Origin of the sequence: Gemmobacter caeruleus, from assembly GCF_008271655.1 — a bacterium.
Classification (GTDB): Bacteria; Pseudomonadota; Alphaproteobacteria; order Rhodobacterales; family Rhodobacteraceae; genus Gemmobacter; species Gemmobacter caeruleus.
The window spans coordinates 396,782-421,867 of sequence record NZ_VKKX01000044.1 but is presented as its reverse complement, the minus strand read 5'-3'; the positions used below and the strand labels follow the sequence as shown (position 1 = coordinate 421,867).

The window sequence follows — 25,086 nt, the reverse complement described above, 5'->3', positions numbered from 1 at the left end:
GGGGCCGCGCAGGATGAACGAACCCATGTCTTCTGTGGAGATCGAGGATGTCCTGTCCTCCATCCGTCGGCTTGTCTCCGAAGACCTGCGCCCGACGCCGGCCCGGCCGGTCGAGGCGGAAAAGCCGGTCGAGGCCGGCAAGCTGATGCTGACGCCCGCGCTGCGCGTGGTGCCGGGTAGCTCGGCCATGGCGGAGGCGCCTGCCGCCGAAACCCTGCCTGATGAATCGCCCACAGCCGAGACCCCGATCGAAACCGTCGTGGCCCGGCTGGGTGCCGGTGTCACCGATGACTGGGAACCGGAGGCCGAGGCCGAAAGCTGGGATATCCCGGTCTGGGAACCCGAGGTGATCGAGGTCGATCTGGAGGCGGTGGAGGAGGCCGAGGTGCTGGCCTTTACCGGCCCCGATGCCGCGCGCCTGGAAGAAGCCTGGCGCGACGGCGCCTGGCCCGATGGTCCCGTCGAGGCCGAGGAAGATGAGGCGCCCTTCATCGCGCTGACCGGCGATGAGGGCGAGGCCGGCGATCTGGCCGAAGCCGCCGCCCTGGCCGAGATTGCCCGCGCCGAAGACAGCATTGCCGCCACGGCCACCGCCGCCATGCCGGGCCTGTTCGCCCCCGAAGACGGCGACGATTTCGACGAGGAAGCCCTGCGCGAAGTGGTGCGCGACATCATCCGCGAAGAATTGCAGGGCGCGCTTGGCGAACGCATCACCCGCAATGTGCGCAAGCTGGTGCGGGCGGAAATCTACCGCGCCTTGGCCGCGCGCGAACTTTCCTGATCTTCGTGCATCGGGTAAAGATCGTCACGCAATCTAATGATGCGAAATGAAAAACGCGCCCCTTTGGGGCGCGTTGTCATGCGGCGTGGTGCCGGGCGATCAGGCCGCCTCGGCCTCCAGCTCGGCGGCGTGGCGACGCTCGCTCTCTTCGCGCGACAGCGCGACCGAGGTGCGCACGCCCTTGGACACGAATTCCATCAACCCCTTGACCACCCGTTCGTTCGGGTCGATCCCGGCGCAGGACAGCACCTCGCGGCCATCGCGCGACCGCGCCCAGCGGGCGATCTGCTCGGGACCATTGCCGTATTTCTTGTCATCGGCGATCGCATCGTCAAGCGCAGCCAGAACGACAGCCGCAAAGAGCTTCCGGGCGCGTTGGCCCTGCTCATAGTTGAACGCGGTGCTGTCAATGAAATCAGCCATCTCAGTCTTCCTGTTCTTGCTCTTGCGTGTTCTGGCGCCTGCGGAATATGACCTTTTCGCGACGATTCGGTATTCCACCTTTTGCATAGTAGACATGCGATTTGCGCATGACTTGCCTAAAGCTTATACCGTATTTAGTCGGGACCGCGCGGCGCAGCCAACGAAATATAGGGTGAGACGGCGATCCATCAACCCTTTATCAAGATTTTGCCGCATTTTCGTTAGCGATCACATCATCGCGACCCATTGCACAGCCACCCGGACCGTGCCACCACTGGTGGTTCAGCCCGCAAGCGGCGTCAGACGCGCCTCGCCGGCGGTCAGGCCGGGTTCCAGCCGGTCAAACCGCATTTGCGCCAGTGCCCGCCCCCCCGATTGGGTGAACAGCTTGCCCGCCTCGCGCCCCTCGGCGGTCAGGATCGGGGTGCCGACCGGGGCCGCGCCGGAAATCTCCAGCTGGATCAACCCCTTGCGCAGCTCTGTCTTGTGCTTCATCCGCGCTGTCACCTCTTGCCCGACATAGCATCCCTTGCGGAAATCGACGCCATGCAGCGCCTCGAACCCGGCCTCAAGGATATAGGTTTCATCCGGGATCAGCTCGATCCCGCTTTCGGGGATCACATGCGCGACGCGGATTGCGTCCCAATCCACCGCCGCCTCGGGCCGGGCCGGGCCATAGAACCGCCAGCCAAGCGCGGGGTGGCGCGGGTCGGGCAGGGCGCCGGCCGGCGCATCGCCCAGGCCCCGCGTCACCGCCAGATCGGTGGGCGCCAGTTGCACATCGGCGCGCAGCCGATACATGGCCAGCCGGCGCAAGGTGTTGTCGGCCAGCGCCTCGGGCAGATCGAGCAGCAGTCCCGCCCCGGTCTGCACCACAAAGAAATCAGCCAGATATTTGCCCTGCGGCGTCAGCAGCGCGGCATAGACGATGCCCGGCGCGGTCAGCCGCAGCACGTCATTGCTGACCAGCCCTTGCAGGAAGGGCAGCGCGTCTTGGCCGGTCACGGCGATCAGGCGGCGCATGGCGTCACTCCTTGAATTGCAGGCGGTAGAGGTCGGCGTAAAGCCCGCCCTGTGCGAGCAGGCTGTCATGGCTGCCCTGCTCGACCACGCGGCCCTGATCCATCACCACGATCTTGTCGGCCTCGCGCACGGTGGCCAGACGATGCGCGATGACCAGCACGGTGCGGCCATGTTCCAGCCGGGACAGCGCCTCGGAAACCACCGCCTCCGATGCGGCATCAAGCGCCGAGGTCGCCTCGTCCAAAAGCAGCACCGGCGCGCCGGCGACCAGGGCGCGGGCAATGGCGATGCGCTGCCGCTGCCCGCCCGAAATCGCCGATCCGCGCGGCCCGGCCGGGGTATCGACGCCCGCGGGCAAGGCGGCGACAAAGTCGCTCACATGCGCGGCAGTGAGGGCGGCGCCCAGGCGATCTGCATCAATGTCGCGCCCCAAGGTGATGTTTTCGCGCAAGGTTTCGTCAAACAGCATCGCATCCTGCGACACGACCGCGAATTGCGCGCGCAGCGCGTCAAGCGACAGCCTGTCGATCGGCACACCGCCCAGCGTGATGGCCCCGGCCTCGGGTTCGGCCATGCCGGTCAGCAGGTGAAACACCGTTGATTTCCCGGCCCCCGAGGCGCCGACAAGCGCCGTCATCTGCCTCGCCTCGGCGGTGAAGCTCAGCCCCGCCAGCACCGGCCGGTCGCCATAGCCAAAGCGCACATCGTCAAAGACGATCCGCGTATCCGGGCCGGGAAGCGCGGTGCCGGCATGCGGGCGCGGCGCGGCCTCGGTGTCGAACAGGCGGAAGATCCGCTCCAGCGAGGCGGAGGCGATCTGCCAGATCCCCGCCTGATCGCCCAGCCGGCGAATGGGCTGGAAGGTCAGCGCCATGGCGGTGAAGAACGCCATGAATTCGCCGGTCGTGCGGGTGCCGGCGGCGATCTCGCGCCCGCCCAGCATCAGCACGGTGAAAAAGCCGATCCCCGTCACCACGTCGATCAGCGCCGGAATGGTGGCGCGCCCGGTCACGGTGCGCACCTCGGCCCGCACGATCTGATCGACGATGCGGCGGAAGCGGCCGGTCTGATAGGTCTCCATCCGGTTCAGCTTGATCGCCTGTATGCCGTGAAAGATCTCGTCCAGCCGGGTGGCGCGCAGGCCCGCCTGATGGCGCATCTGCATGGTCTTGCGCCGGATATAGCGCTGCACCAGCGCGGCCGGCGCAATGAGCAGCGGCGCCCCGACCAGCGCGGCCAGCGTCCACTGCACGTCGATGTTCAGCGCCACCACAAAGAGCGAGATCAGCGCGATCAGGTCGCGCCCGACCCCGGTGATGATCGAGGACCATACGCCCTGCACGGCGGCGGTATCGCCCACCACCCGTTCCATCAGCGCGCCGGGCGGGTTGTCCTGAAAGAACCGGCTGTCCAGCGTCAGGATATGCGCCAGAAGATCGACCTGCATGCCGGTCGAAGACCGTTGCGCGATCGAGGACAGCAGGGTCTTGGACGCGACCGAGGTGACGGCGCGGATCAGGAACAGCCCAAGAATGGCCGCGCCCACCAGCGGCAGTTCCGCGCTGCCGCCGGGCGCGAAAACCCGGTCGAACAGGGGCTCCAGCAGCCAGGACAGCGCGCCCAGGGTTGACCCCTCGATCACCATCAGCAGGAAGGCCAGCGCCATGCGACCACTGTGCCGGCGCAGATAGCCCTGCCAGAGCCGCCCGAACAGGCGGGATGAACGATAGCGCGGATCGGTGGGGGCTTTGGGCAAGAGAGGCTCCGTTTCCTGGCCCCAAGGGATAGCCCGGGCGGCGGGCGGCGGCAAGCCGGGCGCCGTGTCGGGGATGGGCCAGCCGCATGTCGGCCGCCGCATTGACCGCGCGGGCCGCCGGGCATAGCCATGGGGCAGTGACAGGAGAATGATGATGAGCCTTGCCAACGGACGCCCCTACCTTGCCATTCCGGGCCCCTCGGTCATGCCCGACCGGGTGCTGGCGGCGATGCATCGCGCGGCGCCCAACATCTATGCCGGTGCGCTGCCGGACATGGTCGAGACGCTCTGGCCCGATCTTCGCCGTCTGGCGGGCACGCGCCATCATGTCGGCATCTGGCTGGCCAATGGCCACGGCGCCTGGGAGGCGGCGAATGCCAATCTGTTTTCCGCGGGCGACAAGGCCCTGGTGTTGGCGACCGGAAGGTTCGGTATTGGCTGGGCGGAAAGCGCCAAATCCCAGGGCATTGCCGTAGAAATGTTGGATTTTGGAAAGTCGTCGCCGGTCGATCCCGCCCGTTTCGAGGCCGCTTTGCGTGCCGATCGCGCCCATGAGATCAAGGCGGTGCTGGTCACCCATGTCGATACCGCCTCCAGTGTGAAGAACGACATTCCCGCGCTGCGGCGGGTGCTGGATGCGGTCGGCCATCCGGCGCTGCTGGCGGTCGATTGCATCGCCTCCATGGGTTGCGACGAGATGCGGATGGATGAATGGGGCGTCGATCTGATCGTGGGCGCCAGCCAGAAGGGGCTGATGGTGCCGCCGGGGCTCGGGCTGATCTGGGCCTCGGACAAGGCGGTGGAGCGGTGCCGCGACGCGGGGCTGCGCACGCCCTATTGGGACTGGACGCCGCGTTTCGGCGCGCGGGAATTCTGGCAATACTGGCACGGCACCGCACCGACGCATCACCTGTTCGGGCTGCGCGAAAGCCTGACGATGATCTTTGACGAGGGGTTGGAGGCGGTCTGGGCGCGCCATGCCGCGCTGGCCCGCACGGTCTGGGCCGCGTTCGAGGCCTGGGGCGCGGGCCACCCTTCCATCGGGCTGAACGTAGCCGATCCGGCGCAGCGCGGCCATTCGGTGACGGCGGCGCGCATCGGCCCGGCCCCCGCCGCCACAAGGCTGCGCGGCTGGCTGGAGGGCAAGGCCGGCGTCACGCTGGGCATCGGGCTGGGCATGTCCACCCCGGAGGATCCGGCGGGCGACGGTTTCCTGCGGGTGGCGCATATGGGGCATGTGAATGCGCATATGACGCTGGGGGTGCTGGCCACGATGCAGGCGGGGATGGTCGCGCTGGATATCCCGCATGGGCCCGGCGCGCTGGATGCGGCGGCGCGCGTGGTGGCGGGGGCGGCATGATCCGCCGCGCCACAGCGGGCGATCTGCCGGCGATTGCCGCCACGGTGACGGCGGCCTTTGCCCCCTTTGTTGCGGTGATCGGCCGCCGCCCGGCGCCGATGGATGCCGACTTTCCGGCCGCGCTTGCAGCCGGGCAGGTCTGGCTGGCGGCAGAGGGGCAGGGCGTGCTGGTCTGCTTTCCCGAGGACGGTGCCCTGATGCTGGATGTGCTGGCGGTGCATCCTTCTGCGCAGGGCCGGGGCCTCGGGGCGCAACTGGTCGCCCAGGCTGAGGCCGAGGCCGCGCGCCAGGGCCTGCCGGCGGTCACGCTATATACCAACGTGGCGATGCGGGGCGCGCAGGCGCTGTATACCCGGCTGGGCTATGCCGAAACCGCGCGCGGGCCGCATGAGGGGTTCGAGCGGATCTTCTATCGCAAGGTGCTTTGATCCAGAGCTGCGCAGGGGCGCCCTGCACGGATGCACAGACAACCGCTGCGCGCCCCCTTCAATCCGGCACCGGGCTTGCATAGGATAGGGGGGGCGAAAGGGTTTCACCATGGTTGCAGCACAGCGCCGCCCCGTCGTGGGCATCATCGGCAATATGGGGCTGCTGAATGACAGCTACCCCGTGCATGTCGGCGGCACGATGAATTCCGAGGCCGTGGCCGAGGTCGCGGGCTGCCTGCCGGTCATCATCCCCTCGGACCCGCGTCTGGTCTGCGTGCAAGAGCTGATGCGGCTTTGCGACGGGTTCCTGCTGACCGGCGGGCGCCCGAATGTCCATCCCAGCGAATATGGCGAGGAGGAGACCCCCGCCCATGGCGCCTTTGACCGTTGCCGCGACGCGATCACCCTGCCTCTGGTGCGGGCCTGCGTCGAACGCGGCCAGCCCTTCCTCGGCATCTGCCGCGGCTTTCAGGAGGTGAACGTGGCGCTTGGCGGCACGCTCTACCCCGAGATCCGTGACCTGCCGGGGCGGATGAACCACCGCATGCCGCCCGACGGGTCGATCGAGGAGAAATTCGCCCTGCGCCATTCGGTGCGCTTTACCCCCGGCGGGGTCTTTGCTGCGCTGATGGGCGCCGACGAGGTGATGACCAACACGCTGCATGGCCAGGGCATCAACCGCCCCGGCTGTCGCATCGTGATCGACGGTCTGGCCCCCGACGGCACGCCCGAGGCGATCTATGTCAAGGACGCGCCGGGCTTTACCCTGTCGGTGCAATGGCACCCCGAATGGAATGCCGCCGGCGACCCCGTATCGCGCCCGCTGTTCGAGGCCTTCGGCAATGCCTGCCGCGACTGGGTGGCGCGTTGACATCCTTTGATTGATCGGCCCACGGGGCTACCTTCGCCTTCGGTCGCAAATCCGGCGTCGATATGGTGCGGGATTTCCAGACCGGGCGCGACCATATCGCCCTTGGCGCGCTCGATCTGCCCGGGCTTGCGGCACTGCGTCAGGCCGGCGCCGTTCATCCGGGCGATGCCGGGGTGGTCCTTGATCTGACGGCGTATTCCGGCGGCATCATCACGCTGAAGGGGGTTCTGCTGTCGGATATCGGCAGCGACGACTTCCTGTTCTGACAGGCCCAAAAAGCAAATGGCGCCGTCAGGCGCCATTTGAAATCTGTCTAAGCTGTCGCCCGGCTCAGGGGCAGGGCTTTTCCGCCGTCGGCACGCAGGTCACGGCCGGTGCGGGCGCGGCGGGCGTCACCGCCGGGGCGGGCGTTGCCGGAACCACCGGGGCGGGCGTCACCACTGGCAGCGGCGCCGGGGCCGCGGGCTGGGCCGGGGCGATCACCGCCGGCGCGTCGATGCGCGGCGGCGTCAGGATCGGCGCGGTCATCGTCGGAAAGCCCGGCGCCGGCGCGCCCGGGGCCGCAACCGAAACCGGCGCGGGTTTCGCGGCGGCAGGCTTCGGCGTGGCCTTCTTGACCGGCTTCACCGGCTGCGGCGGCGGCAGCTTGAGCGAGGTCGGCCGCGACCCATCGGCATTCAGCACCACGACCTTCACCCCGTCGGGCACGCGATCGTAAAGGTCCATCACATCCTGGTTGATCATGCGGAAACAGCCCGACGAGGCGTTGCGCCCGATCGACTGCCATTCCGGCGTGCCATGGATGCGGAAGCCGTAATCCACCCCGTTCGTCGTCAGATAAAGCGCGCGCGCGCCCAGCGGGTTGGTCGGGCCGCCGGGCTGGCCGTCCTTCCACTTCTCCAGCTCGGGCTTGCGCGCGATCATTTCCTTGGGCGGGGTCCAGGTCGGCCAATGTTTCCGGCTGGTGATCAATGCCTCACCCGCCCATTGGAACCCGTCCTTGCCGACGGCGATGCCATAGCGCATCGCCTTGCCCGGCCCGGTGACCAGATGCAGCGTCTTGTTCGACGGGTCGATGATGATCGTGCCGACCGGATCGGTCGAGGCAAAGGCCACTTCCTGCCGGCGCAGATGCGCGGGCACCTTGTCTTCGGGAACGGCGGGCACGACGAAACCGTCATCCTGCCGCGCTACATAGGCATTCACGAAATCCTCGGGAACGGGTTGCTTGATCTGCGGCAGCGCCGGCTCGGGCGTCTTGGTCGCCTCGGTCACCGACGGGGTGGCGGGCACGCATGCGGCCAGCGCGCCGATCAGCGCCGTGCCCAGCATCAGGCCCCTCATCTTGAACAGCATCTCGAACGTCTCCTGAGAATCCCTTGGGGAATTTGGTCCGGGTTACACCAATTCACGATCTACCGAACCGTTCCATCGGGGTCCATCACGGAAAAGTCAGAGAGTCGTGCGCAGGTGCCACAATTCCGGGAACAATTCGACCTCCAGCATGCGCTTGAGGTAATGAATGCCGGACGTGCCGCCGGTGCCGCGCTTGAAGCCGATCACCCGCTCGACCGTGGTGACATGGTTGAAGCGCCAGCGGCGGAAGTAATCTTCGAAATCCACCAGCTTTTCCGCCAGTTCATAGGCCTCCCAATGGGCCTGCGGGTCGCGATAGACTGTCTCCCATACCGCGCGGACCCCGTCATCGGCGGCCCATGCGGCGCGCAGGTCGCGGGTCAGCACCGCCTCGGGCACCGGCAGGCCGCGCCGCGCCAGAAGGCGCAGCGCCTCGTCATAAAGCGAGGGGCGCGCCAGTTCGGCCTCCAGCCGCGCGGTCAGGTCGGGACGATGCGCATGCGGGCGCAGCATGGCGAGGTTGCGGTTGCCCACAGCATATTCGATCAGCCGGTATTGCCAGCTTTGAAAGCCGGAGCTTTGCCCCAGCCCTTCGCGAAAGGTGCTGTAATCGGCCGGCGTCATGGTGCGCAGCACATCCCAGGCGGAATTGAGCTGCTCAAAGATGCGGGCGATGCGGGCCAACATCTTGAACGCCTCGCGCGGGCGGTCGGCGGCCAGGGCCAGGCGTGCGGCGTCCAGCTCGTGCAGCGCCAGCCGCATCCACAGTTCCGAGGTCTGGTGCTGGATGATGAACAGCATCTCGTCATGGGCGCCGGTCAGCGGCGTCTGGGCCGACAGGATGCGGTCGATCTGAAGATAGTCGCCATAGGACATGCGGCCGTCAAAGGACATCTGCGCGCCGTCGCGGGCGGGGTCGATCTGCGAAGTCATTGTTTCTCTCCGGTTGATAATAGGGGCAGGCGGTCAGGCCGCGCCCCTCCGGTTCAGCACCGAGAGATTGCCGAGGCGCCGCCACAGGCAAACCCAGCCCGCCGGACGGCAGAGCGGGGGGCCGGGTCTTTCCGTGAAAGACCCGGTTGCGATTTTTCGACGAAAAATCGGGCGCGGCGCGGGCATCAGGTCACCCGGGCCCGGGTCTTGAATTCGGGCCGGTCCCAGCTGCGCTGTGCCATGATCCCGGCAAGGATCGCCACGGCCTTGTCCACATCGGCCGCGTCGATGAACAGCGGTGTGAAGCCGAAGCGCAGGATATCGGGCGCGCGGAAATCGCCGATCACGCCCTGCGCGATCAGCGCCTGCATGATCGCATAGCCCTCCGGGTGGCGGAACGACACCTGGCTGCCGCGCTGGTCATGCGCGCGCGGCGTCGCCAGCACCAGATCGGGGCAGGTGGCCTCGACCCCTGTGATGAAACGGTCAGTCAGCGCCAGCGAGGCGGCGCGGATATCGGCCATCTCCACCTGGTCCCAGATGTCGAGCGAGGCTTCGAGCGCGGCCAGTTGCAGGATCGGCGGGGTGCCGACGCGCATCCGCTCCACCCCGTCATGCGGGCGATAGTCGAGATCGAAGGCAAAGGGCGCCTCATGCCCCAACCAGCCCGAAAGCGCCGGGCGGGCGCGGTCGGCATGGCGGGGGGCGACATAGATGAAGGCCGGCCCGCCGGGGCCGGAATTGAGGTATTTGTAGCTGCACCCGACGGCGAAATCGGCGCCCCCCGCCGCGACCTCCACCGGCAGGGCGCCGGCGCTATGGGCCAGATCCCAGACCGTCAGCGCGCCGACCGCATGGGCGCGCGCCGTCAGCGCCCCCATGTCATGCCGCCGGCCGGTGCGGTAATCGACCTCGGTGATCATCATCACCGCCACGCTGTCATCCAGCGCCGCCATCACATCCTCGGGCGCCACGGTCTTCAGCCGGTAATCGGGGCCGAGCGTGCGGCACAGCCCCTGCGCGATATAGAGATCCGAGGGGAAATTGCCGGTATCGGACAAGATGACCTTGCGACCGGGCACCATTTCCAGTGCCGAGGCCAGTGCCTGATAGACCTTGATCGACAGCGTGTCGCCCATCACGACACTGCCTTTTTCGGCGCCGATAAGCCGGCCGATCCGGTCGCCGATGCGGGCCGGCATCTCCATCCAGCCGGCGCGGTTCCAGCCGGTGATCAGCATCTGGCCCCATTCCTCGGTCACGGTGCGGGCGAGGCGGGCGGCGGTGGCGCGGGGCAGCGGACCCAGCGAATTGCCATCAAGATAGATCACCCCTTCGGGCAGATCGAAAAGATGACGGGTCTGGCTGAAATCGGTGGTCATCAGGCACTCCTCCATCGGCGCTACCCTGCGCCGGGGGCGGCGCCACCGCAAGGGCCGATGGCCCCTATAGGGCGGAAGTCAATCATCTTCCGTGAATTATGACGCAACGTCGTTTCAAGGTTGCAAACCATCGCCCTGCGGAGAATATGCCCGGGGTCGCGTCGATGCCGCTTGGGGCGGACGAGACCGGCGAAAACGGACGCTGCGGCAATATTGCTGCATGGCAGAAAGTAGGATTTGAAACTTTGTTGCGCGCCAGCTAGGGTTTCGGCGCGCCTGAGTGCGAACAGGACAGACTGCGCCGCAAGGCGCCTCAGAACGGGGGAGAATCCGTGAAGATCGGGGCACCGAGGGAACTATTCGAGGGCGAGAACCGGGTCGCATTGACCCCGGATTCGGCGCTGCAACTGGCGAAGCTGGGCCATACTTGCGTCGTGGAAAGCGGGGCGGGGCAGAAGGCGGGCTTTTCCGACGCGACCTATGAAAAGGCCGGGGTCGAGGTTGTGCCGACCGCCGCGGCGCTGTTCGAGGCCGCCGATGTGGTGGTCAAGGTCCGTGGGCCGGAACCTTCGGAAGTCGCAATGCTGCGCAAGGGCCAGACCCTGATCAGCTTCTTCTGGCCGGCGCAGAATGCCGAATTGCTGGATGCCGCCAAGGAACGCGGCGCGACCGTCGTCGCCATGGACATGGTGCCGCGCATCAGCCGCGCGCAGAAGATGGACGCGCTGTCGTCCATGGCCAATATCGCGGGCTATCGCGCGGTGATCGAGGCCGGCAACAACTTTGGCCGCTTCTTCACCGGCCAGGTGACGGCGGCGGGCAAGGTGCCCCCCGCCAAGGTGCTGATCGTGGGCGCGGGCGTCGCGGGGCTTGCCGCCATCGGCACCTCGACCAGCCTCGGCGCCATCACCTATGCCTTTGACGTGCGCCCCGAAGTGGCCGAACAAATCGAGAGCATGGGCGCCGAATTCGTCTATCTCGACTTTGCCGAGAACCAGACCGATGGCGCGGCGACCGGCGGCTATGCCGCGCCGTCCAGCCCCGAATTCCGTGAAGCCCAGCTCAAGAAATTCCGCGAACTGGCGCCGGAGATGGATATCGTCATCACCACCGCCCTGATCCCCGGCCGGCCCGCGCCAAAGCTGTGGACCGAGGATATGGTGGCGATGATGAAGCCCGGCTCGGTCATCGTGGACCTTGCGGCCGAACGCGGCGGCAATTGCGACCTGACGGTGCCTGACCAGAAGATCGTGACCGATAATGGCGTGACCATCGTCGGCTATACCGACTTCCCCAGCCGGATGGCGGCGCAGGCCTCCACGCTCTATGCCACCAATATCCGGCACATGCTGACCGATCTGACGCCGAAGAAAGACGGCGTGATTGATCACAACATGGAAGATGACGTGATCCGCGGCGCCACCGTCACCAAGGATGGCGCGATCACCTATCCGCCGCCGCCGCCCAAGGTGCAGGCGATCGCGGTGCAAAAGCCCAAGGAAAAGCCCAAGGAACTGACGCCCGAGGAAAAGCGGGCGCAGGAAATGGCGGCCTTCAAGGCGCAGACACGCAATCAGGTGGCGCTGCTGGCCATTGGCGGCGGGCTGCTGCTGGCGGCGGGTCTGGTCGCGCCGGCCAGCTTCATGTCGCATTTCATCGTCTTCGTGCTGTCCTGCTTTGTCGGCTTCCAGGTGATCTGGAACGTCTCGCACAGCCTGCACACGCCGCTGATGGCGATCACCAACGCGATCTCGTCGATCATCATCCTGGGCGCGCTGTTGCAGATCGGCTCGGGCAATGTGCTGGTCATCATCCTGGCCGCGCTGTCGGTGCTGATGGCGGGCGTCAACATCTTCGGTGGCTTCATGGTCACGCGGCGCATGCTCGCCATGTTCCAGAAGTCGTAAGGGAGGGGGAACCATGGAAATCGGGTTCACCACGGCCGCCTATGTCGTTGCGGCGGTTCTGTTCATCCTGTCGCTGGGCGGCCTTTCGGGGCAGGAAAGCGCCAAGCGCGCCGTCTGGTATGGCATTGTCGGCATGGGCCTTGCGGTTGCGGCCACGCTGGCCGGGCCCGGCGCGGGCCTTTGGGTGCTGTCGCTGGTGCTGATCGCGGTCGGCGGCGCGGCGGGCTGGGTCGTCGCACAGCGCGTGCAGATGACCGAAATGCCGCAGCTTGTGGCGGCGATGCACAGCCTTGTCGGCCTCGCGGCCGTCTTCATCGGCTTCAACACCCATATCGAGGTCGCCCGCGTCGCCGGCATGGCCGATGAGGCGCGCTCCGCGCTGACCGGCTTTGCCGCGGTGGTGGCGCACAAGACCCCGGTCGAGATCTCCATCCTGCGGGTGGAAACCTTCCTGGGCGTGTTCATCGGGGCCGTCACCTTCACCGGCTCGGTCATCGCCTTCGGCAAGCTGGCCGGCAAGGTGGATGGCAAGGCCAAGAAGCTGCCGGGCGGCCATGTGCTGAATGCGGGCGCGGCGCTGATCTCGGTCCTGCTGCTGCTGGTCTATATCAATTCCGGCTCCAGCATGGCGCTGCTGGTGATGACGCTGGCCGCGCTGTTCATCGGCTATCACCTGATCATGGGCATCGGCGGCGCCGACATGCCGGTGGTGGTGTCGATGCTCAACAGCTATTCCGGCTGGGCGGCGGCGGCGATCGGCTTTTCGCTGTCGAACGATCTGCTGATCGTCACCGGCGCGCTGGTCGGTTCCTCGGGTGCGATCCTGAGCTACATCATGTGCAAGGCGATGAACCGGTCCTTCGTTTCGGTCATCCTGGGCGGCTTTGGCGGCACCACCGGCCCGGCGATGGAAGTCACCGGCGAACAGATCGCCATCGACGCCGAAGGCGTGGCGGCGGCGCTGAACGATGCCGACAGCGTCATCATCATCCCCGGTTATGGCATGGCGGTGGCGCAGGCGCAGCAATCGGTGTCGGAACTGACCCGCAAGCTGCGCGCCAAGGGCAAGAATGTGCGCTTTGCCATTCACCCGGTCGCCGGGCGTCTGCCGGGGCATATGAACGTGCTGCTGGCCGAGGCGAAAGTGCCCTATGACATCGTGCTGGAGATGGACGAGATCAACGAGGACTTCCCCGAAACGGATGTGGCGATCGTGATCGGCTCGAACGACATCGTGAACCCGGCAGCGCAGGAAGACCCCAACAGCCCGATCGCCGGCATGCCGGTCCTGGAATGCTGGAAGGCGAAACAGGTCTTCGTGTCGAAACGCGGCCAAGGCACCGGCTATTCCGGCATCGAGAACCCGCTGTTCTACAAGGACAATACCCGGATGTTCTATGGCGACGCCAAGAAGTCGATCGACGCCCTGCTGCCGATGATCGAATAAGCGCGATTTTTCGCCGAAAAATCGGGGCTCCGGGGAAACCCGGGGCCCTTTTTCTTGTGGCAGAAAAGCAAGTATTCCGCCGCATACGCGCCCGGGCGCGATTTTGCCGCGCGCCGCGCGTTTGCGCCGCTATGGTCCGGGCCAGACCGACCCAACACGACCCGATCCATGCCCAACGATTTCCTGCCCGACCACCCCTCGCGCTATGCGCTTGTCAACGAATTGCATGCCCGCCCCTTTCCGGTGCTGCGCGTGCCCTGCCTCGCTGCCTATATCGCGATCAAGGAGCCGGAATCGGCCCATAACCGCGACCGCGCCGCCGATCGCGCGCATCTTCTGGCGCTGCTCGACCGGCACGGATCGGCCCATCCCCAGCCGGGCGCCACGCATTTCTCGGGCGAGATCGGCCGCGCCGGGCTGAAATGGGAAAGCCATACCGAATTCGTGACCTATTCGGCCTTTACCCCCGGCCTGACGCCGCGCGCCTTTGACCCCGCCGAGGCCGAGGTCTTTCCCGCCGACTGGCTGGCGGCGGCGCCGGGGCGGCGGCTGGTTTCGGTGCTGATCCGGGTGGAGCCGATGCCCCCCAGCCACGCCGAGGCGCTGGCCAAGCTGGATGACTGGTTCGTCGCCGAAAGCCTTGCCTTGTCCGAGGTGGTGGATGGCGCGGCGATCATCGCCGGCGATTTCCGCATCGACGCGGGCGGGCATATGCGCTTTGCCGTCTTTGTGCGTGACGGCGTGGGCGAGCGCCGGGTGGGCCGCATCGTGCAGCGGCTCTGCGAGGTGGAGACCTATCGCGCCATGTCCATGCTGGGCCTGTCGCGCGCGCGCGAACTTTCCGGCCGGTTGAACGCGCTGGACCCCCGGCTGTCGGCGCTGGTCGCCGCGCTGGATACGCGCGACCGGTCGCCCGAAGCCCTGCTGGAAGATCTGCTCGACATCTCGGCCGAACTGGAGGCGCTGTCGGCGCGGTTCACCTTTCGCTTCGGCGCGACGGCGGCCTATGAGGCAATCGTGAGCCAGCGCGTCTCGGTCATGCGCGAGGAACGGATCGACGGGCGCCAGACCTTCGGCGAATTCATGATGCGGCGCTATGATCCGGCGATGCGCACGGTGAAATCCACCGAGGAGCGGCTGAAGGCGATGACCGAACGCGCCGCCCGCGCGGCCGAGCTGTTGCGCACCCGCGTCGATGTGGAGCGCAGCGCCCAGAACCAGCGGCTGCTGGAAAGCATGGACCGCCGCGCCGATCTGCAACTGCGCCTGCAACATACGGTGGAGGGACTGTCGGTCGTGGCGATCAGCTATTACGCGGTCAGCCTTGCCGCCTATGCCGCCTATCCGCTGGGCAAGGCGGCGGGCCTGTCGAAAGAGATGCTGACGGCGGCGCTGGTCCTGCCGGTGATCGGCGGGGTCTGGCTGATGATCCGCCGCATCCGCCGGGCGATGCACTGAGCCCGGGGCCGGGCAGGGGGGCTGTCTGCCCCCCACCGGGCCTTCGGCCCGCCCCCCGAGGATATTTGGGAACAGATGAGGGGGCTTCATCTGTTCATAAGTATCCCGCGGGGGGAGGCCCTGAAAGGGCCGGGGGGCGCGAAGCCCCCCGCGCGGTCAACGTCCGCGCACACGCGGGTCGAGCGCATCGCGCAGCCCGTCGCCGATATAGTTGACGCAGAGCACGGTGAGCGAGATGGCGACGCCCGGCCAGACCACGCGGTCGGGATAGGTGCGCATCGCGTCCACACCATCGAACAGCAACCGTCCCCAGGTCGGGAAATCAGGCGGGAAGCCGAGGCCAAGGAAGCTCAGCACGCTTTCGGTGATGATGGCCGAGGCGATGCCCAGGGTGGCGGCGACCAGCACCGGCGACAGCACATTGGGCAGGATATGGCGCAGGATGATGCGCCGCGACGGCGTGCCGATCGACCGGGCGGCCAGCACGAATTCGCGCTCCTTCAGCGCCAGCACCTCGCCCCGGACAATGCGCGAGGCATGCATCCAGCTGGTCACGCCGATCGCCAGCACGATCAGGAGGAACGTGCCCAGCGACGGCCCCAGCACGGCGGCGGCGGCATCGCGGAACAGGAACATCATGACCAGCAGCAGCGGCAGCAGCGGCAGCGCCAGGAACATGTCGGTGAGCCGCATCAGGATGCCGTCCACCTTGCGGAAATAGCCGGCCAGCACCCCGACGGTGGTGCCGATGAAGATCGCCACCAGCATGGCCACGGTAGCGACCGCCAGCGAGATGCGCCCGCCGAACATGATGCGGGCCAGGATGTCACGGCCAAGCTGGTCGGTGCCCAGCGGGTGATCCCAGGTTGGCCCCTTGTTGCGCAGCCGGATCATCTTGACCGGGTCGCTTTCGATGAAATTCGGGTCGATGCGCCAGATCAGCGGCCCGACAACGACGAAAAGCGCGATCAGGATCAGCAGCACCAGCGCGACCATGGCGCCCTTGTGCTGGCGGAACTGGGTCCAGACATCGCGCCATTGGCTGCGCGGGCGCTCGATCTTGACGGCGGCGGGGGGGATGGTGGCGTCAGTCATAGCGGATCCGCGGGTCGAGAATGCCATAGAGGATATCGGCGATCAGGTTGAACAGCACGATCAGCACGGCAAAGATGAAGGTGATGGTCTGGATCACCGGCAGGTCCGAGACATGAATCGCCCCGATCAGCGCGGCGCCGATGCCGTTGATCTTGAAGATCTGCTCGGTCACGATGGCGCCGCCGAACACCGTGGGCAGGCCAAGCGCGATGATCGTGACCACGGGGATCAGCGAATTGCGCAGCACATGTTTCAGAAGCACGGTCTTTTCCGTCATGCCCTTGGCGCGGGCGGTGCGGACGTAATCCTGGTTGAGGTTTTCCAGCACCGAGGCGCGGGTATAGCGGCTGATCTCGGCGGCGTTGAACAACGCCAGCACCGTGACCGGCAGCGCCATCTGCATCGCCATGCGATAGAAGCTGTCCCAGTCGGTGACCCGCAGATTGGTGTCGTAGATCGTCGGGAACCAGCCCATCTTGACCGCGAAGATCAGGATCAGCAGGTTGCCGGTAAAGAAGGTCGGCACCGAAAATCCCATGGTGGAAAAGAAGGTGCCGGCCAGATCGAACCAAGAATATTGCCGATAGGCCGAATAGATGCCGATCGGCAGCGCGATCAGGATACCGATCAGATATGCGGTGCCCATCACGGTCAGGGTCTGGGGCAGGCGTTCGCCGATCAGCTGGAACACCGGCACCTTGGACTGCCAGGAAATGATGCGCTGCGCACCTTGCGCGAAATCGGTGCCCAGCAGGGCGTCGATGCCATAGAGCGGCTCATTCCAGAAGAACTGCTTCATCCACAGGATATAGCGGATATGCACCGGCTTGTCGGCGCCCATGGCGGCCATCATCTTGGCGCGCACCTCGGGCGGCACGGTCAGCGGAATGTCGGACATGGGACTGCCCGGCGCGAAATCGACCATGAAGAAGATCACGGCGGAGATGAGCAGCAAGGTCGGGATTGCCAGCAGCAATCGCCTGAGGGTGAAGGTCAGCATGGGCCCCCGCGCGGTCTTTGGTCTTGTTGTTGATTGCGGTCGGAACGGAATGCGGCGCGGGGCAGAGCCCGCGCCGCACCGTCAGCTTACTTCACGCGGTGCCAGTCGGCCACGTTCCACAGCTCGCTGTCCCACGAGTTCATGATGAACCCGTCCAGGCTGTTCGACTGGGCCGAGAACCGGCCGCGATCGACCAGCGGCAGGATGACGTTGCTGTCCTTGGTCAGCATGTCGTTCAGCTGCTTGACGATGGTGCCGCGCGCCTCGTCGCCCGTGGTGGTCGAGAGCGATTTCAGCAGCGTTTCATAGGCCGGATCGCAGAAGCGGTTGATGTTCTCGCCCTGCCACTGGTTTTCCGGGCCGGGGATCTTGTTGCACAGATACTGGGCCATATAGGGCTCGGCATCGGTGCCGTCGAAGTTGTTGGCATACATTTCGACATCGGCATAGAATTTCTGGAAGGTGTCGGGCGAAGCCGCGTCACCGCCGAAATACACGCCCGGGTCGATGGATTTCAGTTCGACCTCGATGCCGATCTCGTTCCACCAGCCCTTGATCAGCGCCTGGAAATCCTGGCGGACGGCGTTGACCGAGGTCTGATAGAGGATCGAGAACTTCTTGCCGTCCTTGTCGCGGATGCCGTCGCCGTCGCTATCGGTCCAGCCGGCCTCGTCCAGCAGCTTCTTGGCGCCTTCGATATCCTGGGTCAGGCAGCCGGTATTGTCGCTGGCCTGATAGGCCGGGGCGGGCACAAGGTTGCAGGTCGGGCGGCCGGCATTGCCATAGCCCACCTCGACCAGCACATTGCGGTCGATGGCCATGGACAGCGCCTGACGCACCTTCGGATCCGAGAAGATCGGATGGGCGTGTTTCGGCGTGGAGCGTTCGCCTTCGGCGAGGCTCGACGACGGGTCGGTCATGTTGATCTCGATGCGCTCGACCAGGGTGCCGAAGGCATTGACGAACTTGCCCTTGCCGCCGGCCTCCATCTGGGCCTGCTGCTCGGGGTTGATCTGGGTGTTCCAGGCATAGTCGAATTCGCCGGTTTCCATCACGGCCGAGGCCGCGGCCAGCGCGTCGCCGCCGCCCTTGACGGTGACCTTGGCAAAGGCGGGCTTGGCCGGGTCGCGGTAATTCGGGTTGGCCTCCAGCGTGATCACGTCATTGACCTTGAAGTCGGTGACGACGAAGGGGCCGGTGCCGATCGGCTTGGAGTTCTGCTCGGTGCAGGTCGAGGCGGCGGCGCCGAGGCAATTGGCGAATTGCGCCTTTTGCAGGATCGGGGCGGTGGCGCCGGTGAAGGGCTGATAGGGATAGGGCTTGGGCGCCTCGAAGCTGACCTTGATGGTCATCGGGTCGATCGCCTCGACCGATTTCACGCCTTCGTATTTCGCCCCCTGCGCGCAGCCGCCATTCGGGTCGGTGCAATATTGCCAGGTAAAGATCACGTCATCGGCGGTCAGATCGCTGCCATCCGACCACTTGATCCCGTCCTTCAGCTTCCAGGTGATCGAGGTCAGATCGGCGGCCACGCCGCCATTTTCCACCGTCGGGATATCCACGGCCAGACGCGGCACCAGCTTGCCGTCCTGATCGAACGAGGCCAGCGGCTCCAGCACGAGCGAGCCGGCCTCCACATCCTTGGTGCCCGAGGACAGATAGGCGTTCAGCGTCGAAACCGCCTGATAATACAGGATCTTCAGTTCGCCATCGGCGCCGCGTTCGGCATGGGCGGCAGGCGCCAGCGCAAAGGCGGCGGCAGCCCCGAGAAGCAGTGTTTTCATTTTCATTGTTGGATCTCTCCTTGTTGGATCAGCTCGATGGTCTGGCCTGACGCCGCCGGTTGGGTCCGGCATGCGCGGTTAAAGCGGGTTGATCAGGTGGCAGGCGACCTGGCGCCCGGGGGCGGCCTCCTGCAATTTCGGCTCCACCTCGCGGCAGATATCCATCACCTTGGGGCAGCGCGTGCAGAAGTTGCAGCCCTTGGGCGGATTGGCGGGCGAGGGGACATCGCCCTTGAGGATGATGCGCTGTTGCTGCGCCCCCGAAGGATCGGGCTCCGGCACCGCCGACAGCAGCGCCTCGGCATAGGGGTGCAGCGGCTGGGCATAAAGCGCGTCGCGCGGGCTGATCTCGGCGATCTGGCCCAGATACATCACCGCCACGCGGTCGGCGATGTGGCGCACCATGCTCAGGTCATGGCTGATGAACAGATAGGTCAGGCCCAGCCGATCCTGCAATTCCTCCAGCAGGTTCACCACCTGCGCCTGGATCGACACGTCAAGCGCGGCGATCGGTTCGTCGCAGACGATGAATTTCGGGTTCAGCGCCAATGCCCGGGCAATGCCGATGCGCTGCCGCTGCCCGCCGGAAAAGGCATAGGGGTAGCGGTTGGCAAAGGCGCGGTTCAGCCCGACCTGATCCATCAATTCATAGATCCGCGCCAGTTTCTCGTCGCGGCTCAGCGTGGTGTGTTCGTCCAGCGGTTCGCCGATGATATCGGCCACGGTCATGCGCGGGTTGAGGCTGGCCTGCGGATCCTGGAACACCATCTGCATGGTGGGACGCTTGCGCCGCAAGGCCTCTGGCGTCAGGGTGGGGATATCCTCGCCGTCGATGCGCACACTGCCCGCGGTCGGTTCATAAAGCCGCAGCACCGCCCGGCCCACGGTGGATTTGCCGCAACCCGATTCCCCCACCAGGCCCAGCGTCTCGCCCGGCATGATGTGAAAGGACACGTCATCCACCGCCTTCACATCGCCGCTATGGCGCCGCAACAGGCCGGAATAGATCGGGAAATACATCTTCAGGTTCTTGACCTGAACCAGCGGCGCGGTCTCGTCGCGGGCGTCAAGCATGGGCGGCCTCTTGCGGGGCGGGGGCCTGCCAGAAACAGGCGACATCATGCCCTTCGCCCAGGGCGCGGCTGTCGATGCTGTGGCGGGCGGGGTTTTCGGCGCGGCAGCGGTCAAAGGCATGGGCGCAGCGCGGGGCAAAGGGGCAGGCGGCGGGGGCGGCGGTCAGGATCGGCGGCTGGCCCTCGATCGCCTCCAGCCGGGCCTCGCGGGCGCCGTGCAGTTTCGGGATCGTGCGCAGCAGGGCGCGGGTATAGGGGTGCTGCGGCGCGTGGAAGACCTCGCGCACCGGGCCCTGTTCCACGACCTGCCCGCCATACATCACCAGAATCCGGTCGGCGATGCCGGCGATCACGCCAAGGTCATGGGTGATCCAGATGATCGCCATGCCCAGCTTCTGCCGCAACTCCTTGACCAGTTCGAGGATCTGCGCCTGGATCGTCACATCCAGGGCCGTGGTCGGCTCGTCCGCGATCAGCACTTCGGGGTCGCAGGCCAGCGCGATGGCGATCATCACCCGCTGCCGCATCCCGCCGGAAAACTGGTGCGGATAGCTTTTCAGCCGCCGCCGCGCATCGGGGATGCCCACCAGCTCCAGCAGCTCCACCGCGCGTTCGGTCGCGGCGGCCTTGGACATGCCCTTGTGCTTGCGCAGGGGCTCCATGATCTGATTGCCGACATTGAAGACGGGGTTGAGCGAGGTCATCGGATCCTGAAACACGAATCCGATCCGCGCACCGCGCACCCGGCGCAATTCGTCGGGCGTGGCCTTGAGGATATCGACACCCCGCAGCAGAACCTGCCCGCCGCAGACATCGGCCGGCGGCGAGGGAAGCAACCCGATCAGCGACATCATCGTCACCGACTTGCCCGAGCCGCTTTCGCCCACGACGCCCAGCAATTCGCCCTCACGCAGGCTGAAACTCACGTCATTCACCGCATGAACGGCGCCACTTCGGGTGCGGAAGACGGTCTTCAGACCGCGAACCTCAAGCACGGGCTTTGCCCCATCGGGCATCGGCATTACCCCCAAGTTTATGTTTTTGTTGGCCTTTGACGGCTTCTTTCGGGCTCGGTCCTTGACCGGCTGGTCAAGTGTTAGCGGATTTTTCAAAGCCCGCAAGCGGCTTTGGCATTCTGACGGTGGCGGATGGCAGGTTGACTTGGCGGCAGCGCTGCGGGCTTGCACTTCCGCCGTGGCGGGGGCAGGCTCTGCCCGGATTTGATCACAAGCAGGACAAGATGCCGATCCGCCTCACCCCCCGCCAGATCCTCGACCGTCTGGTCGCCTTCCCCTCGGTCAGCCGCGACAGCAACCTGCCGCTCATCGACTGGGTCGAGGCCTATCTGGCCGATTGGGGCGTGCCCGCGACCCGCGTCTATAACGAAGATGGCACCAAGGCCGCCCTTTATGCCAATGCGGGGCCGGCTGTGCCCGGGGGGGTGGTGCTGTCGGGCCATAGCGATGTGGTGCCCGTCGATGGCCAGGCCTGGACCTCCGATCCCTGGACGGTGGTCGAACGCGACGGCAAGCTGTTCGGGCGCGGCACCTGCGACATGAAGGGCTTTGTCGCGCTGGCGCTGGCAGCGGTGCCGCTGGCGCTGGAACGCGGGGTGAAGCGCCCCGTACAGATCGCCATTTCCTATGACGAGGAACTGGGCTGCACCGGCGCGCCGCCGATGATCGCGGCCATGGCCGCCGGCCTGCCCCGCGCCGCCGCGGTGGTGGTGGGCGAGCCGTCGATGATGCGCATGGTCAACGGCCACAAGGGCGGTCACGGCTTCCGCGTGCATGTGACCGGGCACGAGGTGCACAGCTCCATCCTCCATACCGGCGTCAATGCCATCATGGAGGGGGCAAGGCTGATCGACTGGACCAACCGGGTGAATGCCGAAAACCGCGCCCGGCCCGTCACGACCCTGGCCGCGCTGTTCGACCCGCCCTGGACCACCGCCCATGTCGGCACGATCCGGGGCGGCACCGCCGAGAACATCACCGCCAAGACCTGCGATTTCGGTCTCGGCTTCCGCTGCGTGCCGGGCGAAGACCCGCTGGATTGGGTGGCGCGGCTGCGCGCCGAGGCGGACCGCATCGCCACCGGGATGCGCGCGATTCATCCCGAGGCGGGTATCGAGTTGGAGGAAGTCTTCTATGTGCCGCCCCTGGTGCCCGAATCCGAGGGCGCGGCCGAGGCCCTTGTGCGCCGCCTGACCGGCGACAACGCGACCGGGGTCGTAAGCTACGGCACCGAGGCGGGGCAATTCCAGGCCGAGGGCTATTCCGCCGTGGTCTGCGGCCCGGGCGACATCGCCCAGGCCCATCAGCCCGACGAATGGCTGTCGGTCGCGCAGTTCGAGGCGGGCTGGCGATTCATGCAGGCGCTGGTAGAGGATCTGGCGCGGTGATGGCCTTTCCGATCTCGGCCACAGGCCCGATCCGCTTTGCCGCGCCGCTGCCGGCGGCCTGCGACGTGGTGGTGATCGGCGGCGGGGTGGCGGGGGTAATGACCGCCTGGCATCTGGCCGGGCAGGGCTGCCGGGTGGTCCTGTGCGAAAAGGGCCGCATCGCGGGCGAACAATCCAGCCGCAACTGGGGCTGGATCCGCCAGCAGGGCCGCGATTTCGCGGAATTGCCGATCATGATGGAAAGCCTGTCGATCTGGAAAGGTCTGGCGCGCGATCTGGGCGCGGGCCTGGGCTTTCGGCAGGAAGGCGTGATGTATCTGGCCCGGACCGAGGCGGAACTGGCCGGCTATGAGGCCTGGCGGACCGAGGCGCGCGGGCATGGGTTGGACAGCCAAATGATTGCCGGCGCCGCGCTGGCCGCGCGATTGCCGGGCGCGGCCGCGCCCTGGACCGGCGCGCTGTTCACCCCCTCGGACGCGCGGGCAGAACCCTGGGTCGCGGTGCCGCTGCTGGCGGCCCATGCCGTCGAACGCGGCGCGATCCTGCGCGAGCAATGCGCGGTGCGCGGCCTTGATATCGTGGCGGGAAGGGTCGCCGGGGTGATCACCGAACAGGGCCGCATCGCCTGTGATCAGGTCGTGCTGGCGGGCGGGGCCTGGTCGTCGCTGCTGGCGCGGCGACATGGCGTGGCGCTGCCGCAGCTTTCGGTGCGCGCCACCGTCATGGCGACCGAACCGATGCCCGAGATCTTTGCCGGCAATGCATTGGACAGCCGGCTGGCGTTTCGGCGCCGCGCCGATGGCGGCTATACGCTGGCGCCCGGATCGGGGCATGATGTCTATATCGGCCCGGATGCCTTTCGCAACTTCGGCGTCTACCGCACTGTTTTGAAACACGATTTCCTGTCAGCCCGATATCAGCCCGCCGCCCCCCGCGGCTTTCCCGATGCCTGGGGCACGCCGCGCCGCTGGGCCCTGGACGCCCCTTCGCCCTTTGAGGCGATGCGGGTGCTGAACCCGGCCCCCTCGGCCCGGCGCCTTGAGCGGTTGCGCGCAGCCTTTGCGGCGACCTTTCCCGCGCTTGGCCTGCCGGCGGTCAAAGCCGCCTGGGCCGGCATGATCGACACGATGCCCGATGTGGTGCCGGTGATCGACCGCGTGGCGGCACTGCCCGGGCTGATCGTGGCGACGGGTCTGAGCGGCCATGGCTTTGGCATCGGCCCGGGCATCGGCCGGGTGGTCGCGGACCTCACGCTGGGCCGCGCCCTCGGCCATGACCTGCACCGCTTTCGCCTGTCGCGTTTTACCGACGGATCAAAAATCACCCCCGGCCCGTCGCTTTAGGCCGCGACAGACCGCCCCCCGCGCCCCAGACTGCGGCGCGACCGAACCGAGGAGATGGACATGGCCCCCCGCAACCGCTTTGCCGAATTGCTGCCCGAGATCACCGCCTGGCGGCGCGATTTCCACGAGAACCCGGAACTGCTGTTCGAGGTCCACCGCACCGCCGCCAAGGTGGCCGAGCTGCTGCGCGGCTTTGGCTGCGACGAGGTGGTCGAGGGGATCGGGCGCACCGGCGTCGTGGGCGTGATCAAGGGCAAGACCGACCGGTCGGGCCGCGTGATCGGCTTGCGCGCCGATATGGACGCGCTGCCGATCATCGAAAAGACCGGGCTGGACTATGCCTCGAAAACCCCGGGCAAGATGCATGCCTGCGGCCATGACGGCCATACCGCCATGCTTCTGGGGGCCGCGAAATACCTGGCCGAGACGCGGAATTTCGACGGCACGACCGTGGTGATCTTTCAACCCGCCGAAGAAGGCGGCGGCGGCGGGCGCGAGATGGTGGCCGATGGCATGATGGATCGCTGGGGCATCCAGGAGGTCTATGGCATGCACAACATGCCCGGCATCCCGGTCGGCCAGTTCGCCATTCGTCCCGGCGCCATCATGGCCGCCGCCGACCAGTTCGAGATCGAGGTGACCGGCAAGGGCGGCCATGCCGCCAAGCCGCATGAATGCGTCGATACCACCGTGGTCGCCGCCCATATCATCGTCGCGGCGCAGACCATCGCCAGCCGCACGGTGGATCCGCTGAAACAGGTTGTCGTGTCGATCTGCACGGTGGCCACCGATTCCACCGCCCATAACGTCATCCCGCAGGTGGTGAAGATGAAGGGCACCGTGCGCACCATGGATCCGGCGGTGCAGGATCAGGTGGAGCAGCGCCTGAAAGAGATCGTGGAGGGCACGGCGCTGGCGCTTGGCGCCCGGGCGGTGCTGGATTACCACCGCGGCTATCCGGTGACGATCAATGCCGAGGCCGAGACCGCCCATGCGGTCGAGGTGGCGCGCGCCGTCTCGGGTCAGGTCGATGAGGCGACCCCGCCGCTGATGGGGGCCGAGGATTTCAGCTATATGCTCAACGCCCGGCCCGGCGCCTATATCTTTCTGGGCAATGGCGATACGGCCATGGTGCATCACCCCGAATACAATTTCGACGACAACGCGATCCCCTTCGGGGCGAGCTGGTATGTCGGCATGGCCGAAGCGCGAATGCCGGCCTGAGCGAAGCGCCGGCAATCCGTTCGGCGGCCTCTTGCGCG

22 protein-coding genes are annotated in these 25,086 nt (G+C 66.5%); 11 read left to right on the top strand and 11 right to left on the bottom strand.

Annotation, left to right across the window (positions count from 1 at the left end; translation table 11 throughout):
- Window positions 1-13: 13 nt before the first annotated feature.
- Window positions 14-781: a hypothetical protein gene (locus FOA17_RS15345; RefSeq protein WP_149142368.1), complete on the top strand. Its 768-nt coding sequence runs from the start codon at window positions 14-16 to the stop codon at window positions 779-781.
- Between the two features lie 99 nt (window positions 782-880).
- On the opposite strand, the gene FOA17_RS15340 is transcribed toward FOA17_RS15345, so the two are convergent.
- The 3 genes from FOA17_RS15340 to FOA17_RS15330 all read right to left on the bottom strand — a co-directional run bounded on the left by FOA17_RS15340 (window position 881) and on the right by FOA17_RS15330 (window position 3,983).
- Window positions 881-1,204 (bottom strand): DUF6280 family protein, encoded by a 324-nt coding sequence (locus FOA17_RS15340; RefSeq protein WP_149142367.1) that lies wholly within the window; start codon window positions 1,202-1,204, stop codon window positions 881-883.
- 282 nt (window positions 1,205-1,486) lie between these two features.
- Complete coding sequence (ygfZ, locus tag FOA17_RS15335) at window positions 1,487-2,227, bottom strand: CAF17-like 4Fe-4S cluster assembly/insertion protein YgfZ (RefSeq protein WP_149142366.1); 741 nt, start codon at window positions 2,225-2,227, stop codon at window positions 1,487-1,489.
- A gap of 4 nt (window positions 2,228-2,231) precedes the next feature.
- Window positions 2,232-3,983: an ABC transporter ATP-binding protein gene (locus FOA17_RS15330; RefSeq protein WP_149142365.1), complete on the bottom strand. Its 1,752-nt coding sequence runs from the start codon at window positions 3,981-3,983 to the stop codon at window positions 2,232-2,234.
- 154 nt (window positions 3,984-4,137) lie between these two features.
- Here FOA17_RS15330 and FOA17_RS15325 point away from each other — a divergent pair, with 154 nt between their 5' ends.
- The 4 genes from FOA17_RS15325 to FOA17_RS15310 all read left to right on the top strand — a co-directional run bounded on the left by FOA17_RS15325 (window position 4,138) and on the right by FOA17_RS15310 (window position 6,908).
- Window positions 4,138-5,343 carry a pyridoxal-phosphate-dependent aminotransferase family protein gene (locus FOA17_RS15325; protein ID WP_149142364.1) on the top strand — a complete coding sequence of 402 codons (1,206 nt, stop codon included), beginning with the start codon at window positions 4,138-4,140 and terminating at the stop codon, window positions 5,341-5,343.
- Entirely contained in the window at window positions 5,340-5,771 is a 432-nt protein-coding gene (locus FOA17_RS15320; RefSeq protein ID WP_149142363.1) for a GNAT family N-acetyltransferase, read from the top strand. The genes FOA17_RS15325 and FOA17_RS15320 overlap by 4 nt, the downstream gene beginning before the upstream one ends.
- Before the next feature lie 109 nt (window positions 5,772-5,880).
- Window positions 5,881-6,642 carry a gamma-glutamyl-gamma-aminobutyrate hydrolase family protein gene (locus FOA17_RS15315; RefSeq protein WP_149142362.1) on the top strand — a complete coding sequence of 254 codons (762 nt, stop codon included), beginning with the start codon at window positions 5,881-5,883 and terminating at the stop codon, window positions 6,640-6,642.
- A gap of 62 nt (window positions 6,643-6,704) precedes the next feature.
- The gene (locus FOA17_RS15310; RefSeq protein WP_149142361.1) at window positions 6,705-6,908 is read left to right on the top strand and encodes a hypothetical protein; all 204 of its coding nucleotides are present in this window, start codon (window positions 6,705-6,707) and stop codon (window positions 6,906-6,908) included.
- Between the two features lie 64 nt (window positions 6,909-6,972).
- Here the strand turns inward: FOA17_RS15310 and FOA17_RS15305 are convergent, their stop codons facing one another.
- The 3 genes from FOA17_RS15305 to kynU form a co-directional block, all read right to left on the bottom strand.
- Window positions 6,973-7,998 (bottom strand): L,D-transpeptidase, encoded by a 1,026-nt coding sequence (locus FOA17_RS15305; protein ID WP_149142360.1) that lies wholly within the window; start codon window positions 7,996-7,998, stop codon window positions 6,973-6,975.
- Window positions 7,999-8,094: 96 nt separating this feature from the next.
- Window positions 8,095-8,931: a tryptophan 2,3-dioxygenase gene (gene kynA, locus FOA17_RS15300; protein ID WP_149142359.1), complete on the bottom strand. Its 837-nt coding sequence runs from the start codon at window positions 8,929-8,931 to the stop codon at window positions 8,095-8,097.
- A 185-nt stretch (window positions 8,932-9,116) separates the two neighbouring features.
- Complete coding sequence (gene kynU / locus FOA17_RS15295) at window positions 9,117-10,313, bottom strand: kynureninase (protein WP_149142358.1); 1,197 nt, start codon at window positions 10,311-10,313, stop codon at window positions 9,117-9,119.
- Between the two features lie 332 nt (window positions 10,314-10,645).
- On the opposite strand from kynU, the gene FOA17_RS15290 reads away from it, so the two are divergent.
- The 3 genes from FOA17_RS15290 (at window position 10,646) to FOA17_RS15280 (ending at window position 15,125) form a co-directional block, all read left to right on the top strand.
- Window positions 10,646-12,220, top strand: coding sequence for a Re/Si-specific NAD(P)(+) transhydrogenase subunit alpha (locus FOA17_RS15290; protein WP_149142357.1), 1,575 nt, complete (start codon window positions 10,646-10,648; stop codon window positions 12,218-12,220).
- 13 nt (window positions 12,221-12,233) lie between these two features.
- Window positions 12,234-13,667, top strand: a complete 1,434-nt coding sequence (locus tag FOA17_RS15285) for an NAD(P)(+) transhydrogenase (Re/Si-specific) subunit beta (RefSeq protein ID WP_149142356.1) — start codon at window positions 12,234-12,236, stop codon at window positions 13,665-13,667.
- A 168-nt stretch (window positions 13,668-13,835) separates the two neighbouring features.
- Window positions 13,836-15,125: a DUF3422 family protein gene (locus tag FOA17_RS15280; RefSeq protein ID WP_149142355.1), complete on the top strand. Its 1,290-nt coding sequence runs from the start codon at window positions 13,836-13,838 to the stop codon at window positions 15,123-15,125.
- A gap of 156 nt (window positions 15,126-15,281) precedes the next feature.
- On the opposite strand, the gene FOA17_RS15275 is transcribed toward FOA17_RS15280, so the two are convergent.
- The 5 genes from FOA17_RS15275 to FOA17_RS15255 all read right to left on the bottom strand — a co-directional run bounded on the left by FOA17_RS15275 (window position 15,282) and on the right by FOA17_RS15255 (window position 21,093).
- Window positions 15,282-16,220: an ABC transporter permease gene (locus tag FOA17_RS15275; protein WP_149142354.1), complete on the bottom strand. Its 939-nt coding sequence runs from the start codon at window positions 16,218-16,220 to the stop codon at window positions 15,282-15,284.
- A complete protein-coding gene (locus tag FOA17_RS15270) occupies window positions 16,213-17,220 on the bottom strand; it encodes an ABC transporter permease (RefSeq protein ID WP_149142353.1) in 1,008 nt (335 codons plus the stop codon). Before FOA17_RS15270 ends, FOA17_RS15275 begins: the two co-directional genes overlap by 8 nt.
- Window positions 17,221-17,306: 86 nt before the next feature.
- Window positions 17,307-19,010 carry a peptide ABC transporter substrate-binding protein gene (locus FOA17_RS15265; protein WP_149142352.1) on the bottom strand — a complete coding sequence of 568 codons (1,704 nt, stop codon included), beginning with the start codon at window positions 19,008-19,010 and terminating at the stop codon, window positions 17,307-17,309.
- A 72-nt stretch (window positions 19,011-19,082) separates the two neighbouring features.
- A complete protein-coding gene (locus FOA17_RS15260) occupies window positions 19,083-20,078 on the bottom strand; it encodes an ABC transporter ATP-binding protein (protein WP_149142351.1) in 996 nt (331 codons plus the stop codon).
- Complete coding sequence (locus tag FOA17_RS15255; RefSeq protein ID WP_149142413.1) at window positions 20,071-21,093, bottom strand: ABC transporter ATP-binding protein; 1,023 nt, start codon at window positions 21,091-21,093, stop codon at window positions 20,071-20,073. The genes FOA17_RS15260 and FOA17_RS15255 overlap by 8 nt, the downstream gene beginning before the upstream one ends.
- Window positions 21,094-21,317: 224 nt before the next feature.
- Between FOA17_RS15255 and argE the strand changes: the two genes are divergently transcribed.
- The 3 genes from argE to FOA17_RS15240 are packed head-to-tail and all read left to right on the top strand — an operon-like array spanning window position 21,318 to window position 25,048.
- Entirely contained in the window at window positions 21,318-22,481 is a 1,164-nt protein-coding gene (gene argE, locus FOA17_RS15250; protein ID WP_149142350.1) for an acetylornithine deacetylase, read from the top strand.
- Window positions 22,481-23,824 (top strand): NAD(P)/FAD-dependent oxidoreductase, encoded by a 1,344-nt coding sequence (locus FOA17_RS15245; protein ID WP_149142349.1) that lies wholly within the window; start codon window positions 22,481-22,483, stop codon window positions 23,822-23,824. The genes argE and FOA17_RS15245 overlap by 1 nt, the downstream gene beginning before the upstream one ends.
- Before the next feature lie 60 nt (window positions 23,825-23,884).
- Window positions 23,885-25,048 carry a M20 aminoacylase family protein gene (locus tag FOA17_RS15240; RefSeq protein WP_149142348.1) on the top strand — a complete coding sequence of 388 codons (1,164 nt, stop codon included), beginning with the start codon at window positions 23,885-23,887 and terminating at the stop codon, window positions 25,046-25,048.
- Window positions 25,049-25,086: the final 38 nt, after the last annotated feature.